The organism is Octadecabacter sp. B2R22 (genome assembly GCF_018861045.1).
Classification (GTDB): domain Bacteria; phylum Pseudomonadota; class Alphaproteobacteria; order Rhodobacterales; family Rhodobacteraceae; genus Octadecabacter.
This window is the reverse complement of the sequence record NZ_JAHKQJ010000007.1, coordinates 574,838-590,767: the sequence shown is the minus strand read 5'-3', so window position 1 is coordinate 590,767 and position 15,930 is coordinate 574,838. Positions and strand designations below refer to the sequence as shown.

The 15,930-nt window shown below is 55.1% G+C and carries 16 protein-coding genes; 5 read left to right on the top strand and 11 right to left on the bottom strand.

The annotated features are described in order from the left end of the window. Nucleotides 1–21: 21 nt before the first annotated feature. On the top strand, nucleotides 22–474 hold the full coding sequence (locus tag KO486_RS08395; RefSeq protein WP_216036790.1) for an iron-sulfur cluster assembly scaffold protein: 453 nt from the start codon (nucleotides 22–24) through the stop codon (nucleotides 472–474). Nucleotides 475–673: 199 nt separating this feature from the next. Here KO486_RS08395 and KO486_RS16530 read toward each other — a convergent pair whose 3' ends face one another. The 5 genes from KO486_RS16530 to KO486_RS08375 all read right to left on the bottom strand — a co-directional run bounded on the left by KO486_RS16530 (nucleotide 674) and on the right by KO486_RS08375 (nucleotide 6,445). Beyond that, the gene (locus KO486_RS16530; protein ID WP_289847963.1) at nucleotides 674–796 is read right to left on the bottom strand and encodes a hypothetical protein; all 123 of its coding nucleotides are present in this window, start codon (nucleotides 794–796) and stop codon (nucleotides 674–676) included. Nucleotides 797–905: 109 nt separating this feature from the next. After that, nucleotides 906–2,996: an ATP-dependent DNA helicase RecG gene (gene recG, locus KO486_RS08390; protein ID WP_216036789.1), complete on the bottom strand. Its 2,091-nt coding sequence runs from the start codon at nucleotides 2,994–2,996 to the stop codon at nucleotides 906–908. Continuing rightward, nucleotides 2,993–5,245: an NAD-dependent DNA ligase LigA gene (gene ligA / locus KO486_RS08385; protein ID WP_216036788.1), complete on the bottom strand. Its 2,253-nt coding sequence runs from the start codon at nucleotides 5,243–5,245 to the stop codon at nucleotides 2,993–2,995. The genes recG and ligA overlap by 4 nt, the downstream gene beginning before the upstream one ends. A 111-nt stretch (nucleotides 5,246–5,356) precedes the next feature. Beyond that, complete coding sequence (gene ctrA / locus KO486_RS08380; protein ID WP_216036787.1) at nucleotides 5,357–6,076, bottom strand: response regulator transcription factor CtrA; 720 nt, start codon at nucleotides 6,074–6,076, stop codon at nucleotides 5,357–5,359. Nucleotides 6,077–6,166: 90 nt separating this feature from the next. Then, nucleotides 6,167–6,445, bottom strand: a complete 279-nt coding sequence (locus tag KO486_RS08375; RefSeq protein WP_216036786.1) for a DUF1153 domain-containing protein — start codon at nucleotides 6,443–6,445, stop codon at nucleotides 6,167–6,169. 156 nt (nucleotides 6,446–6,601) lie between these two features. On the opposite strand from KO486_RS08375, the gene mnmA reads away from it, so the two are divergent. Then, entirely contained in the window at nucleotides 6,602–7,741 is a 1,140-nt protein-coding gene (gene mnmA / locus KO486_RS08370) for a tRNA 2-thiouridine(34) synthase MnmA (RefSeq protein WP_216036785.1), read from the top strand. A 44-nt stretch (nucleotides 7,742–7,785) separates the two neighbouring features. Next, nucleotides 7,786–8,169 (top strand): MAPEG family protein, encoded by a 384-nt coding sequence (locus KO486_RS08365; protein ID WP_216036784.1) that lies wholly within the window; start codon nucleotides 7,786–7,788, stop codon nucleotides 8,167–8,169. 4 nt (nucleotides 8,170–8,173) lie between these two features. On the opposite strand, the gene KO486_RS08360 is transcribed toward KO486_RS08365, so the two are convergent. From KO486_RS08360 to KO486_RS08350, 3 genes are all read right to left on the bottom strand, one after another. Then, complete coding sequence (locus KO486_RS08360) at nucleotides 8,174–8,830, bottom strand: thermonuclease family protein (protein ID WP_216036783.1); 657 nt, start codon at nucleotides 8,828–8,830, stop codon at nucleotides 8,174–8,176. 302 nt (nucleotides 8,831–9,132) lie between these two features. Beyond that, a complete protein-coding gene (locus KO486_RS08355; protein ID WP_216036782.1) occupies nucleotides 9,133–9,843 on the bottom strand; it encodes a DUF4386 domain-containing protein in 711 nt (236 codons plus the stop codon). Nucleotides 9,844–10,082: 239 nt separating this feature from the next. After that, nucleotides 10,083–11,162, bottom strand: coding sequence for a methyltetrahydrofolate cobalamin methyltransferase (locus tag KO486_RS08350; RefSeq protein WP_216036781.1), 1,080 nt, complete (start codon nucleotides 11,160–11,162; stop codon nucleotides 10,083–10,085). A gap of 567 nt (nucleotides 11,163–11,729) precedes the next feature. Between KO486_RS08350 and KO486_RS08345 the strand changes: the two genes are divergently transcribed. Beyond that, nucleotides 11,730–12,389 carry a PEP-CTERM sorting domain-containing protein gene (locus KO486_RS08345; protein ID WP_216036780.1) on the top strand — a complete coding sequence of 220 codons (660 nt, stop codon included), beginning with the start codon at nucleotides 11,730–11,732 and terminating at the stop codon, nucleotides 12,387–12,389. 187 nt (nucleotides 12,390–12,576) lie between these two features. On the opposite strand, the gene KO486_RS08340 is transcribed toward KO486_RS08345, so the two are convergent. Both KO486_RS08340 and KO486_RS08335 read right to left on the bottom strand, forming a co-directional pair. After that, nucleotides 12,577–13,497: a methylenetetrahydrofolate reductase gene (locus tag KO486_RS08340; protein WP_216036779.1), complete on the bottom strand. Its 921-nt coding sequence runs from the start codon at nucleotides 13,495–13,497 to the stop codon at nucleotides 12,577–12,579. A 20-nt stretch (nucleotides 13,498–13,517) separates the two neighbouring features. Then, nucleotides 13,518–13,814 (bottom strand): virulence factor, encoded by a 297-nt coding sequence (locus tag KO486_RS08335; RefSeq protein ID WP_216036778.1) that lies wholly within the window; start codon nucleotides 13,812–13,814, stop codon nucleotides 13,518–13,520. A gap of 214 nt (nucleotides 13,815–14,028) precedes the next feature. Between KO486_RS08335 and KO486_RS08330 the strand changes: the two genes are divergently transcribed. Continuing rightward, entirely contained in the window at nucleotides 14,029–15,141 is a 1,113-nt protein-coding gene (locus KO486_RS08330) for a Ppx/GppA phosphatase family protein (protein WP_216036777.1), read from the top strand. On the opposite strand, the gene KO486_RS08325 is transcribed toward KO486_RS08330, so the two are convergent. Next, on the bottom strand, nucleotides 15,138–15,926 hold the full coding sequence (locus KO486_RS08325; RefSeq protein ID WP_216036776.1) for an HpcH/HpaI aldolase/citrate lyase family protein: 789 nt from the start codon (nucleotides 15,924–15,926) through the stop codon (nucleotides 15,138–15,140). The genes KO486_RS08330 and KO486_RS08325 overlap by 4 nt on opposite strands. Between the last annotated feature and the right edge of the window lie 4 nt (nucleotides 15,927–15,930).

Sequence of the window (15,930 nt, the reverse complement as noted above, 5' to 3'; positions counted from 1 at the left end):
TGATCCGCAAAGGCAATTGAGATGACCGCAGATACAGACCTGATAAAGCTATACTCAACCCGTATCTTGGGAATGGCTGCGGATATTCCGCACCGCGAGCGATTGGATACGCCTGATGGAACCGCCAAACGTCGCTCCCCCCTATGTGGTTCAACCGTAACCGTGGATTTGAACCTTGAAGACGGCAAAATTTCCGCTTTCGGCCAAGATGTAAAAGCCTGCGCCCTTGGGCAAGCAGCGGCATCCGTGGTGGGTCATAACATCATCGGCCTGACTGAGGCCGAGGTGCTGACAGGCCGCGATCAATTGGCCGCCATGTTGAAATCCGCAGGCCCAGCCCCTGACGCGCCCTTTGATGGCCTTGGCGTTTTGGCGCCAGCTGCAGAATATAAGAACCGTCATACGTCTATCTTGCTGACCTTGGACGCGACGTTGGATGCCTTTGCTGACGCGCGGAACGCAAAAACCGTCTGATCCCTTCCCCAAAAGAAAAAACCGCCGCTTTCCGGGACAGTGGAAAGCGGCGGGAGATATGCGTTTCGTGTGGGACCGGTGAAATCGGGAAAGGCAGTTTCCCAGACGGTACTTTGACAGGCAGTGTCGGACGTCGGCAGATCAAGTTGGGACAGAGATCTGGGGGCACCGGCACGAAACGCGAGGGTTGGACAGACAGTTAGAAAAAGTTCGGTAGGCTCAACGCAGCGAACATCATTACGACAAGGGCAGCCATTCCAAGGGCGTCGGCAATGATCGTGTCAGATGAACGAACGATAACGCTTTTGATTTCCTTAGCCATTTTGGTGCTCCTCAATGATGTTCTCTTTGTTGCCCCTTTGTTCTCATTAACCAAATCTAAAAGCAAGAACTTTTTGAGAACAAAAGTGAACAAAATGCGCTAAAATGCGCTAACCCACTGAAATTAAACGAATAGCCTTATCCTGTTCCATTAACCAAAGAAGAACACGCGCCGCCTGCCCGCGTTCTGTTGTCAGGTCGGGGTCATCCAAAAGCAGTTTACGCGCATCAGATTGCGCCAACGCCATCAAAGCGGTCTGGCGTTCCAGATCCGCGATGCGGAACCGCGGCAGTCCTGATTGAGCCGTCCCAATCACATCCCCCGCGCCGCGCATCGCAAGGTCTTCCTCAGAGATGCGGAACCCGTCTTCGGTCTCGCGCATAATCTCGAGCCGTTGACGCCCGCTTTCGCTAAGCGGGGCCTGATACATCAGCAAACAGGTGGATTGCGCAGACCCACGTCCGACGCGTCCGCGCAACTGGTGCAACTGCGCAAGCCCAAAGGATTCTGCGCGTTCAATCACCATGATCGAGGCATTGGGTACGTTCACCCCGACCTCAATCACCGTGGTGGCCACCAAAACTTTGGTTTCCTGCGCCACAAAGGCCCGCATGGCCTCGTCCTTTTGGCTCGGCGGCATTTGACCGTGGACAAGCCCGACGACGCCTTCGCCCAGGGCCGCGCGCAGACGTTTGAACCGCTCCTCTGCGGCGGTCATGTCGCTAACTTCGGATTCCTCGACCAAGGGGCAGACCCAATAGCATTGTCGCCCTTCTGCCACCGCCGCCCGCAAGCGATCCACCACCGCGTCCAGTTTGGATGTTGCCACAAGGGCCGTTGTTACAGGCGTTCGACCTGGGGGTTTTTCATCTAGAATACTGACGTCCATGTCGCCGTATTGCGCCAGCGCCAGGCTGCGTGGGATTGGCGTGGCAGTCATTACCAAGACGTCTACGGCGTCGCCCTTAGCGCCAAGCTCCATACGTTGCGCGACACCAAACCTGTGTTGTTCATCGATAATCGCCAAGCGCAAATCTTTGAAAACAACATCTTTTTGGAACACCGCATGGGTCCCGACAAGGATATGGATGTCACCCGCGAGCAGTGCCGCCAGCTTTGCCGCCCGCTCCGAGCCCTTATCCCGCCCTGTCAAAATCTCAAGCACAACACCCGCAGCCTCAGCCAAAGGGCGCAGGCCCTCAAGGTGTTGCCGCGCCAGGATTTCTGTCGGGGCCATCATCACGCCCTGCCCGCCAGCTTCAACTGCGATCAACAAAGCCATCAACGCCACATAGGTTTTGCCCGATCCGACATCCCCCTGCAAAAGCCGGTTCATCTTATGAGGCTTGCCCATGTCCTCCGCGATCTCACCCACAGCGCGGGTCTGAGCACCTGTCGGGGCAAACTCCAACGCGGCCAAGACCCGTTTTTGATTACTGCCATCGCCGACCGTCCCGCGTCCCTTGCCGCGCCGCGCCTGTGCACGGGCTAAGGCGAGGGTCAGTTGATGGGCGAGTACTTCGTCATAAGAAAGCCGTTGTCGCGCCGCGGCTGTTGGCTGCAACTCAGCCGATGACATCGGTCGGTGCGCCTGCTGCAAGGCGGCATTCCATTCCGGCCACCCTTCTCTCGCGCGCAAAGCAGGGTCAATCCATTCCGGCAAGTCCGGCGCCTTGCCCAAAACATCCGTCGTTGCCTTGAACATCGGCTTTTGCGTGATGCCTGCGGTCAACGGATAAACGGGTTCGAATACCGGAATGTCCTCAGCGTCATCCGGCGTAAGGATATGATCCGGGTGAACCATTTGCCCAACGTTATCAAATAGTTCAACTTTTCCAGACACCACGCGACGTTGCCCTGTCGGCAATAACTTTCGCAGATATTCGCCATGGGCACGAAAGAATACCAGCTGGAACGTCGTCTGCGCGTCCTCAACCATGATCCGATAAGGCCGCCCGCGTTGCGCCGGTGGATTGTGTTTGCCAACCGTGACTTCGACCGTGCACACCGCAGGCGCCTGCACCTCAAGAATAGAACCACGGCGGCGGCGATCCACGCCTGAATGCGGCAACGTAAACAGCAAATCACGCGGTTTTTCGATATGCGCACCGGCCAAGGCCTGAGCCGACTTTGGCCCGATCCCATCGAGGGTTTCGAGGTCCGCAAACAGCGGCCAGAGGATCTCCGGCCGACCGCTCATGCGTCCGCTATCAGCGCCAGCCAGCCGTCCTCATCCAAGGTTTCGATCCCAAGTTCGGCAGCTTTCGTCGCTTTGGACCCTGCCCCTGGGCCTGCAACCAATAGATCGGTTTTGGAGCTGACCGAGCCGCTGACCTTTGCGCCAAGCCCTTCGGCACGGGCCTTGGCCTCGGCACGGGTGGTCCGCTCCAACGTCCCCGTAAAGACGATCGTTTTGCCCGCGACGGGGCTGTCCGTGCTTTGGGCCTTTGGGGGGATGATTGTGCTCAGCTGGTCAATCAAACGGGTGATTGCGCCGCTTTCATCAGGGTTCGCCAAGGCGTCAGACAGCGACAGCGCAACCGTCGCCCCGATCCCGTCAGCATCAATCAAGAACGACCATGCCGTGTCGGCATCCGGCGCAACATCACACTGTTTGATCGCCGCCTTACGGGCCTCGGACAGGCGCGGTTTGCGGCCTGATTGCGCGGCGTTTTCTCGTTCCACGCGTTCTGCTTCGTCCGCTGCGCGATGCGCTAAGGCCGCTGGGCGCGCCTTTTCAACGTTTACCTGCAACGCATCCCAACTGCCAAAATGCCGCGCGAGGTCTTGGGCGGTCACTTCGCCCACATGACGAATACCCAGCGCAAAGATCAGTCGGGACAGTTCTATTTTTCGCTTATTATCAATTGCTTGCCACAGCTTTTTGACACTTGTATCGCCCCAACCATCACGATTGGAAAGCTTGGCCAAACTTGCGGCATCCCTTTGGTTTAGCGTGAAGATGTCGGCGGGCTCTTTTACGGAAAGCTGATCGTCTTCATAAAACGCTTCGACCTGTTTCGCGCCGAGGCCTTCAATATCAAAGGCCGCGCGGGATACAAAATGCTTCAGTTTTTCAACGGCTTGCGCGGCGCAAATCAACCCACCCGTGCAACGGCGAACAGCGTCCCCGTCTTCGCGCACCGCGTCCGAGCCACAGATGGGGCATTTGGTCGGAAACAAGTAAGGGGTCGCATCCTCGGGCCGTTTGGACAAATCGACATCCGCAACTTTAGGGATCACATCGCCCGCGCGGTAGACCTGAACCCAATCGCCCTCCCGAATGTCTTTACCGCCGCGAATTTCCTCACCTTTATTGCCACGTCCAGCAATGTAATCTTCGTTGTGCAATGTCGCATTGGACACGACCACACCACCAACAGTCACTGGCGCCAAACGCGCAACGGGGCTTAATGCGCCCGTGCGGCCAACTTGAATGTCGATGGCTTCAAGTCTGGTCCAAGCGAGTTCAGCAGGAAATTTGTGGGCGATCGCCCAGCGTGGCGTCGTGGAGCGAAAGCCCAAACGCTCCTGCAAAGACAGATCATCCACCTTGTAAACAACACCATCGATGTCATAGCCCAGCGTCGCGCGTTGCGCCTCAATCGTTTTGTAATGCGCGATCATTTCTCTGGGCCCGTCGCACAGTTTTGTTAATGGATTGACCTGAAAGCCAAGCTCGCCGAGCCGCACAATGGCACCTGATTGCGTGTCGGCAAGCGGCGCGGACAGATCTCCCCACGCATAAGCAAAAAACTCAAGCGGGCGTGATTTTGTAATCGTGGGGTCAAGTTGGCGCAATGATCCCGCAGCTGCATTGCGCGGATTGGCAAAGGGTTTGTCGCCTGTCTCGCTCTGGCGGGCGTTCAAGGCATCAAAATCCGCATGGGACATGTAGACCTCACCGCGCACCTCTAGGATGTCGGGCGCACCGGTAAGGGTCTGCGGGATGGTCGAAATGGTTCGTGCGTTTGCGGTTACGTTTTCACCCGTCGCACCATCACCGCGCGTGGCGGCTTGTTGCAAAATTCCGTTCTCGTATCGCAAAGAAAGCGACAACCCATCAATTTTGGGCTCTGCTGTATACGCGAGTTTTCCTGTCCTTATGCCAAGGAATTTGGAAATTGAGCTGTCGAACTCGGTTACATCCTCATCGGTGAAGGCATTGCCGAGCGAAAGCATCCGAACCACATGCGCCACTTTACCAAATCCAGACGTCGGGGCCGCGCCCACTTGTTCGCTGGGGCTGTCATCCCGCTTGAGCGTCGGGAATCGATCCTCAATCGCGGCATTGCGCCGTTTCAGAGCGTCGTAGTCGGCATCTGAAAGTTTCGGCGCATCGGCTTGGTGATAATCCGCGTTCGCCTGCCGCAAAAGTGCCGAGAGCCGCGCAAGTTCCTGCGCGGCTTCCTTTTCAGCCAGATCATTAACCGAAATCTCTGCGGTCACACCCTACCCCCCGTTATGGTCAGCCCCTGCAAACTAACTCAGTGATAGGTCTGTGTTTTGAGCAGGTCCAGCCCCGCTGTTGCAATTGGGGCTGAAACTTGGGTTCTTGTGTTAGGCGCCGATTGCAATGCGTTCCGGATCGGTCATGCTGACAGGATCCGGGTCACGCAACACATAACCACGTCCCCATACGGTTTCGATGTGGTTGTCACCGCCTGTCGCCTCGGACAGTTTTTTACGCAACTTACAGATAAACACGTCGATAATCTTGAGTTCAGGCTCATCCATGCCGCCATAAAGGTGGTTTAGGAACATTTCTTTCGTCAAGGTCGTGCCTTTACGCAGGCTTAACAGCTCAAGCATTTGATACTCTTTGCCCGTCAGGTGCACTGGCGAACCTTCCACCTCAACGGTTTTAGCGTCCAAATTGACCGCAACAGCACCGGTCTTGATGATGGATTGCGCGTGCCCTTTGGAGCGACGGATAATCGCGTGGATGCGGGCGACCAGTTCTTCGCGATGGAACGGTTTGGTCATGTAGTCATCAGCCCCAAACCCAAAGCCTTTAAGCTTGCTTTCGGTTCCATCTTCGCCGGACAGGATCAAGATGGGTGTTTCAATCCGGCTGAGCCGCAATTGGCGCAACACATCATGGCCGTTCATGTCAGGCAAATTGATGTCCAAAAGGATCAAATCGTAATCATACAACTTCGCAAGATCGATCCCCTCTTCCCCCAAGTCCGTTGTGTACACATTCAAATTGGCATGGCCTAACATCAATTCGATGCTCTTGGCCGTGGTTGGGTCATCTTCTACCAGCAATACGCGCATTCCGCTTCTCCGATCTCGGTGTGTAGAGTGACCATAAGATAAGAATGGTTAACCACACGTTACTGGACCTGTAAAAGAATGCAACTCCCCTTAAGGTTGTCGGTATTTTTGCAAAGTTGTTGCCTTGAGCGCGTTTACGCCGTGATCACGGACGGCACTTTCCCATTCTGTAAGTTCGTCGTCAGACAACCCATAGGTTTCAGAGGCATCCGCCCTCGTTAACAAGCCACAGGCAACAGCTTGCACCACAAGCGCCTTTCGGGACGCAACCCAGCGTCGCGTCGTTGGCGATGGCAAATCTGCACGGGTCATTACCGACCCATCAGGTAGTTTAACCGAGCGCGGCCCGTCGATTTTCTTCAAAAACATCTCTCACACCCCTTTGTGACATTGGTTTGGGATGTATTGCGTGGTTTCAGCTAACACATGGTAAAGCCGCCCCTTGAGAGTGATTACACTTTTCCTATATTGCAGCAGATACCATTCAGGCTGATGCCCCGTCGGGCCAGTCGCAAAGGATACAACATGCCCCTCGACCCTGCGATAAACTCTCTTGGTTTTGCCAAGCCCCCGTCAGAAACCCGTGTTGTCGTGGCAATGTCGGGCGGCGTGGACAGTTCTGTTGTCGCCGCCATGCTGGCCGAACAAGGTTATGATGTGGTTGGCGTGACGCTGCAACTGTATGACCACGGCGCCGCTTTGGCGAAAAAGGGCGCGTGCTGTGCGGGTCGTGATATCCATGACGCCCGCCGCGTGGCCGAGGAAATGGGCTTTCCGCACTATGTCCTCGATTATGAAAACGTCTTCAAAGAAGCGGTCATGGATGAGTTCGCCGAAAGCTATCTTGCCGGAGCCACCCCTGTTCCCTGCATCCGCTGCAATGAACGCGTGAAATTTAAGGACCTGTTGGAAACTGCCAAAGATCTGGATGCGGACTGCATGGCCACAGGGCACTACATTCAACGGATGATGGGTGACAGCGGGCCTGAGCTGCATTCCGCGGCAGACCCGACCAAAGACCAGAGCTACTTCTTGTTTTCCACCACCCCCGCACAATTGGATTATCTGCGCTTCCCCCTCGGACATCACGCGTCCAAGGAAGAAACCCGTGCCTTGGCGCGCAAGTATGGTCTGGCGCTGGCGGACAAGCCCGACAGCCAAGACATCTGCTTTGTGCCTGATGGCAACTACGCTGGCGTCATCGAAAAGCTTCGCCCTGGTGCGGCTGAGCCGGGCGACATCGTGGACACGGACGGCAAGGTTTTGGCGCAACACGACGGTGTCATTCACTATACCATCGGTCAACGCCGAGGACTTGGCATCGGCGGATTGTCGACCCCCTTGTATGTGGTGAAACTGGACGTCGACAAACGTCACGTGATTGTGGGACCAAAAGAGATGCTGACCACACGCACCGTCCCTGTGCGCGAAATCAACTGGCTGGGTGATGATGCCTTTGATGCTGTGCCCGAACGCCATGTGTCAGTCAAAGTTCGGTCCACCAAACCACCCGTCGAGGCCGTTTTACGCCCCTTGTCCGCGACCACCGCCGAAGTCGACCTTCTGACCCCAGAAGAAGGCGTGTCCCCCGGACAGGCCTGCGTATTTTACGACGGCGACAGCAGCCGCATCTTTGGTGGCGGCTGGATATGGCGCGGGTATTAACGCCCCGTTTTAGCTCAACACCCCAATTCTTAGGATAGTTATCAATGCCCCTGATCGAAATCATCGCCCTTCTTGCTGTCGCCCAGTTCCTTTATTTTGGCTATTTAGTTGGTATGCAGCGCCGCGACTCAGGCCTCAAGGCCCCCGCGATGACAGGCCATGACGGGTTCGAGCGGGCCTACCGCGTCCAGATGAACACGCTTGAACTTATGATCGCGTTTCTTCCCGTGTTGCTGTTGGCTGGGAAATACTGGCCCGCATGGATGATAGCCCCTATCGGCCTCATTTATCTGGTCGGCCGCACGTTGTATCAACAAGCTTATATGAATGACCCGTCAAAGCGCGGTACTGGTTTCATGCTTACTCTCGGACCAATTGCAGCATTGCTCGTTTTGGCCTTGCTGGGCGCGGTGATCCACCTTTTCTAAGCGGTTATTTAGCCCCCGGCGCTCGATTGTTCTGTTTCGCTTCAAACTGCTTCCAAACATGCATCCGGCCTTTTTGCCGCGCATCTGCGAGCCACATCTTCTTGCGGGCGTCCGGAATTTCAAGCGCTCGGTAGGCGCCTTCCGAAAATTTGGGCCAGTCTATGGCCAAGCCCTGCTTGACCATTTCAGCGGACAAGTCCCGACCATCCGGCAGATAGCATTTCGCAACGGTTCGCCCATGGGTATCAACATGGTGAACCTTCGCTTTGATAACCTGACCCTTACACAATGCGAGAAGCGCCCACTTAGCACGTTTTCCGAAAGGATGATTTAGTTCAGGCGCATCGACACCAAACAACCGGATTTCGACACTTTTGATAACCAGTGAATCGCCGTCTGTGACAAATGCCCGCCCTTCTATGACCCTCACCGGAGGTTCAGGCGCACGCCATGCCGCATTCGGGCCTGAATTTTCGGGCGCTCGTGCTGGCTTAGGGCGTGGAGGGCTTGGAAAATTTAATGGTGGTAAAGGATCATCAATCTTCGGTTCAGATCTCGCCGCCCGTTTTTTAGGAGGTTGGGGCGTTCCGCTGTTTTTGGCCAGCTTTATTATAAGTCCGATCAGCACTCCGAACACGCACAACAATAAAAGTACTTCCATTAAGACTCGCCGAGGTTTTCTTCAAATAAATCCTCAATTAATAATTGAGTGATTTTAATGTATTACACGCATAAGTAATTTCAATTAAAAACGACTTACTCTTGTGTCACTGAATCCTTCGGCCCCCTAAAAGATGTTTTCGGATGAGCCCAGCGTAGCCAAAATCGACCAGAGCATCATGCTCGACCGCGAGCGGTTTTGGCCCTCCCTAAGCAAACGCAATGATACTCGTTGCGCCAATTCCAGTGGATCGCAAACTGGACGGCCCACAATAAAAAACGCCACATGACACTGTGGGCCTTTCAAGTGTTCTTTTGACACGCTGACGAATGGTTCGTGACCGCGAACCTATTTGGGCCCCAGATCATCAACCAAGCCGCAAAGCTAAGTTCGGCCAGCGTTACGATCACCAAGAGACCTATGATAACAATGTTCAAGGCCAAGACCTCGATGAACATCAGCTTCGCTATGCCCTGCGCCAGATAACCAAACGCACCAACAAACAGCCCCCAGCCCAACAGCTTTGGCGCTAAGCCAGTGCGCAAGATGGCCGCGCCGAGCGCCAAAAGATGCACGCCAAAGAAAAGCTGCCAAACAAATATGCCAAGCGCATGAGCGTCAAAGAACATCATCATTTGATCCGTGTGGGCTGAAAGATCGTTTAGAAACGTCAGCGGCATTACCCAGATCAACACGTTCAGCCCCATTACAATGGCCATCCCTGCCCGCGCGATCATCGCGGTGCTTGATAAAACGGGGCTGTCCCTTTGAAACATGACGAACAAGATCGCCGTGAGGGCAATTTCGAATAAGATGACAAAGATGTCGGCGAGCACGCCCAGTTTGAACAGCCCGAGGTTGCCAGACAGATTGCTGGCGGTCGTCGCAGCGTCACCAGCAACAACGATCGCTTGCGGTACATAGCCAATGCTAAAACCGCCAACACAAGCAATCGCGAGATAGAATGCACCGGCAAGACGCGGAAGGTGATGTGATGGAAATGCTGAGGTCATGTCAGGCCCTTCTCCAGATAATGAGGGGTTGTCTGCTCAAACGGTCCCGTCAAAGCAGTTGCTAAGTTTTGAAGTCGTTGTGTGTCTGAAGACTGTCTAGATCACCCGAACCATGGCAGGAATTGGCGAAATCCTGAGACATCCCATACATATTCGTATGGGTTTCCGCGCAATGCGCAGGAACGCAAAACGCCCGCACAATGTGGCGGGCGTTTTAGGAATATTGGTTCAGGTTGGGGTTAGCCGCGGCGGCGGCCACCTTTGCGCCCTGCCCGACCGCGGCCTTCTTGGCCAGCTTTCGGGGCTTCGCGGTTCATGGTGATCCACGCAGCACCACCATCATCGTTGTTGGTCAGGAAGTTGGCAGCGCGGATGGCTTCCATTTCCTTACCCGCGCGTGGCTTGGTCGATCCCATGCCGAACATCTGAACGAAGGCTTCGTCGTCCATGCCGTCTGGCAGTATAATGCCGGACGCAAGGATTTCTTCTTTCTTGGCGGCGATCTTTTTCGGGCCAACGGGCAGCGCCACAGGGTTCATGATCGCCGATGTCATACCAGCGGTCATGGCCATTGGCAGGAAGGCGTTGTTGATGCCGTGACGGTTTGGCAGACCAAAGGAGATGTTAGATGCGCCACAGGTCGTGTTCACACCCAGTTCTTCGCGCAAACGACGCACCAGCGTAAAGACCTGCAAGCCTGCGGTCCCCATCGCGCCGATTGGCATCACCAGCGGATCAACCACGATGTCATGAGCTGGAATACCGAAATCAGCCGCACGTTCGACGATCTTTTTGGCGACGGCAAACCGCACGTCTGGGTCCTCAGAGATGCCAGTGTCGTCGTTGGAAATTGCCACAACCGGCACGTTGTATTTTTTCACCAGAGGCAAAACCAGCTCAAGGCGTTCTTCTTCGCCTGTGACCGAATTCAACAGTGGGCGGCCTTCGGCAGCGGCCAACCCTTGTTCAAGCGCGCCCGGAACGGAGCTGTCGATACACAACGGCGTATCCACAACCGCCTGTACCTTTTCGACCAACTGCCTCATCAAATCAGGCTCAACAAAGTTGTTGTCCGCATAACGCGGATCTTCGGCCATTTTGTTAGAGAACACCGCACCAGAGTTAATATCCAGAACCGTCGCACCTGCCATGGTTTGTGCAATCGCGTCTGCCTCAACGCGGGAAAAGTCACCGCGCTCCAGTTCTTCGTTCAGGATTTTGCGGCCCGTTGGGTTGATCCGCTCACCGATCACACAGAACGGTTCGTCAAAGCCCATCACGGCTGTCTTGGTTTTGGATTCGATAACAGTGCGGGTCATACTGGCCTCTCCGTAGGTGTGTTATATCCGAACCCTAGAGCGCATTTGCTTGAAGTACGGCGTACTTGCGACATAGCCAGCCCCAACCGCGACGTCACCCCGAATAGTATTCATGTAAATGATGAGGAACTGGCAGAAACGCTATGAGGTAAAGAACATCAAAGAGGTTGAGGGTGCGCTTTGTGGAAAACAGCTGACTTTTATTATTGTGATGCGAAGCCTGTTCACGGTTCAAGCCTGACAGTGACGTCGAAGGCGGAAAGCTACGATCTGAGCCAGATTTATTTACGGCTTCAAGCAAAAGTGGGGTCAGCTTGGCGGACACCAGTACTGTGAATTTTACAAGTTTGGACCGGGACCAAAAATCAACCGAATCGGAATCCAACGCACAAATTCAGCAACGTTTATTGACCCTTCGCCACCCCACAACCCTGCGTTGTTTGATTTATTAACGCCCAACCAATACAATAACATTAATAAATAGCTAATTTTTTATAGCCAAGTTCGGCAATTTCTGCACGACAACAAGTATTTGAGTACGATTCGAAAATAGGGGATGAATAGTCCATGTTTAGTAAAATTCACGCATTGGTTGTGGCCTCCGTTCTTTCTTCGGGACTGGCGACAACCGCAACAGCCGCAACGATGACCTTCACAAACGCCGAGCCAACGCCGGTAATGACAATGGTTGTTGATGACACAGTTTCAGCAGGCAACTTGCGCTTTAGCCTATCAACGACAGTTGGAACGGCCGATTATCTAGCGCTCGCGTTCAACTTCTCAGGGACGTCGCTTAATCAAAGCGATATATCCTTCGTCAGTGCGACAAGAGAGGACGATTCCCCTAGCATAGTTGACCTAGAGCTATTTGGGGACAACAGCTTGAGCCAAAACGTCTGTGGCGGGGGCTGTAACTTTAATGGTGCTGGTAGCGCGACTTTGTTCGATTACATCATTCGCATTGGCGAGAACGGTGGTGGTGGACAGGGCGGTATTAATTTCGTGAAATCTGTCGTGTTTGATATTTCAAGTACAGCTAATCTCGCGAACAGCCCCTTCTCAGGGTTTGCAGTTCGGGCCCAGAGCACCAGCAATTCAAGTGGTAGCATCAAGACAAATCTAGTTCCTGACATTCCCGCAGTGCCTGTGCCAGCTAGTTTGCCTCTGTTGGCATTTGGGTTGATTGGATCCGGTCTTGTGGCCCGCCGCCGAAAGGCGCGTTACTGACAAACGTTCGGACCCGCAAAGTTTTTGATGAAAGCGCCTCCTCGGGCGCTTTTTTCTTGTCTTGTTATTTGCCGCGACGATCCGATTTCTCGCCAATAGCAATCATCGGAGAACAATGCAGCATGTGCCGCGTCGGGCTTAAATCCGACGTTCACGACAAGCCTGAATCTCACGTTAATCAGTGAACTTAGCTTTTGACCGCAGGCACCGCAGACGCCCCGCCGTTTTCAATCGCCCAATTGGCGTTGGTTTTGATACCGCCGAGGGGGAAGAAATGGACCTTCTCGATGTTGCTGTCTGGGTTCGCAGCCTTATGGGCGGCCAATTCGGTTAGCACCTGTGTTGGCTCAAACGGCAACAGCAGTTTGGTGACGTCTTTGGCGCGTTTCTGAAGAACCTTTAGGGATGGGCCAACACCGCAAGCAATCGCGAACTTGATCATGGTTTGTAGTTTCGCCGGCCCCGCGATGCCAATGTGGATCGGGATCGTGATCCCCGCCTCTTTCAGACTGTCGGCCCATTCAATGATTGGGCCCGCTTCAAACGCGAATTGCGTGGCGAGCGCCATTTCGGCGTCTGTGGTTTCGCTAAACGTTTGTTTCCAGCGCAAAGCGTCATCCACGTTGGCTGTACCGCCCTTTGGATCAATATCTTTGTTGCCTTCTGGGTGGCCCGCAACATGAAGCCGTTTGAACCCGCCAAAGGCTCCGGTTTCAAGCAATTGCATAGACGAATGGAAATCCCCCTGCGGCGTATCCACGCCACCCGCCAGCAAAAGCGCCTGATCGACGTCTGCTTCGCCCTGATACATAGCAATCCAGTTTTTCAGCGTCGCCTCATCTTTGATGATGCGGGCCGGGAAATGTGGCATCACTGGGTAGCCATCAGCGGCCAGACGTTTGGCCGTGGCGACCATGTCCTCAATCGGAGTGCCCTCGATGTGGGCGATGTAAACGCGGGTGCCTTTGGGCAGCAACTGGGTGAAATCTTCGACCTTTTCAGCGGTGCGCGGCATGACTTCTATGGAATACCCGTCGAGGAAAGCTTCAAGATGTGGGTTCGCGCCACTTGGTTCTTCGACTTTCTTACGGAAATTCAATAGCGCCATCAGGGTCTCCTTTAACGTGCTCACGCACGGCCGTCGTTGTTGATGAGTTCGATCAGTTTATCTTTGTCGTATTCAGCTTCCAGACGCGTGGCCTCTGCTGTGGCAACATCGGCATCCGCGCCGTCAACCGAATACGGTGCGGCTTTGCGCCAATCGGCAAGGTAGTCATCAGTGCCAGCGGCACCGGATTTCATTGCGGCGCGGTCAATGGCTTGCTCAAAGCGTTCGCTGAGCTGAACCTTGGTTCCACGACGGCCTTTACCGACGATGATTTGAGCAGGAATATCCCGCCAATAAACTACTGTGACGTCTGCCATGCGAATCTTGCGCCTTTCTTGCGTTACCCAACACCTAGCTTGGGTTATTCTATCAACGACGCCTATTTTCGACATTGAGCGGGCGATTGGCGACCCCCGAACGTCCCTCTGTGCTGCCAAAATCCTCATGACAAGAATGAGGTGCATCACAACGCTTGCGCCAAACCCGTTGCGGGCATACCTTGGGGGTAACTCGAAAATGGAGGGCGTTAATATGGCGCCCAAGCGTCCCGATGGTGCGGGCGCGTTCCCAAAACCGGTAGAGCGCCCCGCGCCGACACCGCCCGATCCATCTGCGCTTTATGCAGCGCTGGATTTGGGCACGAATAGTTGCCGCATGCTGATTGCCCAACCAAAGGGCAGCCAGTTTCATGTGGTCGACAGCTTCTCCAAATCTGTCCAGCTTGGGCATGGTCTGGAACAGACTGGCAAACTCAGCCGTGCGTCTATGGCTCGCACGGTCAATGCTATGCGTGTGTGCCGCCAGAAACTCCAGCGTCACAACGTCACCAACATGCGCCTTGTCGCCACAGAGGCCTGCCGCCGTGCCCGCAATTCCCAGTTCTTTATCAATCAGGTCAAACGCGAAACTGGCCTGTCCCTCGAGATTATCCAACCCGAAGAAGAAGCGCGGCTGGCGGTGATTTCATGCGCCCCGCTTGTTAGCACCAAGACTGAACAGCTTTTGGTGGTGGATATTGGTGGTGGATCAACAGAGCTGGTCTGGATTGATTTGACAAATGTGCCCAAACGCGAACGCCCCCGCGCAATCATGCGCCTGCATGCCGGGTTTCGACAAGATGCAGGGCCGTTTGCCGCGGCCAAAGTTGTCGATTGGATTTCCGTGCCCCTTGGCGTGGCGACCCTGCGTGATCAGTTCGCCGATGTGGAAGACGATTCCGCCCGTTTCGCCTTGATGTCTTGGTTCTTTGAAGAAAACCTAGAAAAATTCGCGCCCTCCGCGATGGAGCAAAAACGCGAGAATTTCCAGATCGTCGGCACCTCCGGAACTGTGACGACAGTTGCAGCGAGCCATCTTGGCTTGCGCCGTTATGACCGCAGTAAGGTGGATGGGTTGCGGATGACGTCCGATCAGATTGACGCGGTGATCCATGGCTATCTGAAACAAGGCGCGGCAGGTCGCAAAGCGGACCCAAGGATTGGCAAAGATCGCCAAGCTTTGATTATGTCCGGCGCTGCCATCTTGCAGACCTTGATGCGGCTTTGGCCCACGGATCGGTTGTCGGTCGCGGATCGGGGCCTGCGCGAGGGGCTATTGTATCAGCAGATGTCAGCCCACGGCGTTCTCGAAGACGCGCCCTACTAGGACTGTTCTGGCAGATGAGCGGCGAGGTTTTGCAACCCCGCCTGCAACACAAGGCTATCTGACCCCACGCCGAGAAACCGAACACCGCGTTCAATTTGCGACGAGATGTCGGCAGGATCGAACACCACCGTTCCGGCGATCTTGCCTGCGGCCAGTGTACGTTCATAGACATGGTTGATCTCGGCCACGACCTCTGGTGCATCGGGCTGCCCGACAAACCCCATATCCGCGCTTAGATCGGCTGGACCAACAAACAGCCCGTCAACGCCGTCCACTGCTGCGATCGCATCCACGTTTTCAACGGCCTCAGCGCTTTCGATCTGCACGAACAGGCAAATCTGGTCATTGGCCGACCCGACATAATCAACAATTGCGCCATACCGTGCCGCCCGCGCCAGCGCCGCGCCCATGCCGCGTGTGCCATGACCGCGTGTGCCTTGGCCGGGATACCGCACGGATGCTGCGACCTCGGCGGCTTGTTCGGCAGTGTTCACCATCGGCACAACAATCGTTTGCGCACCAAGGTCCAGCACTTGCTTGAGCAACCAATCCTCTCCCGCAGGCACACGCACAACCGCTTGCGCCGCTGTACCAGCAAGCGCCTGCAGCTGCGTTTGAATGGTGCTTAGTGTGTTGGGGCCGTGTTCGCCGTCAATCAAACACCACGCAAACCCTGCGTTGCCCGCAATCTCGGCCACAGCCCCATTCGCGAGGGTCATCCAGACACCGCATTGCGTATCCCCGTTCAGTAAAGCGGCTTTAAGTGCGTTCTTGGGGGCTGGCATGTGC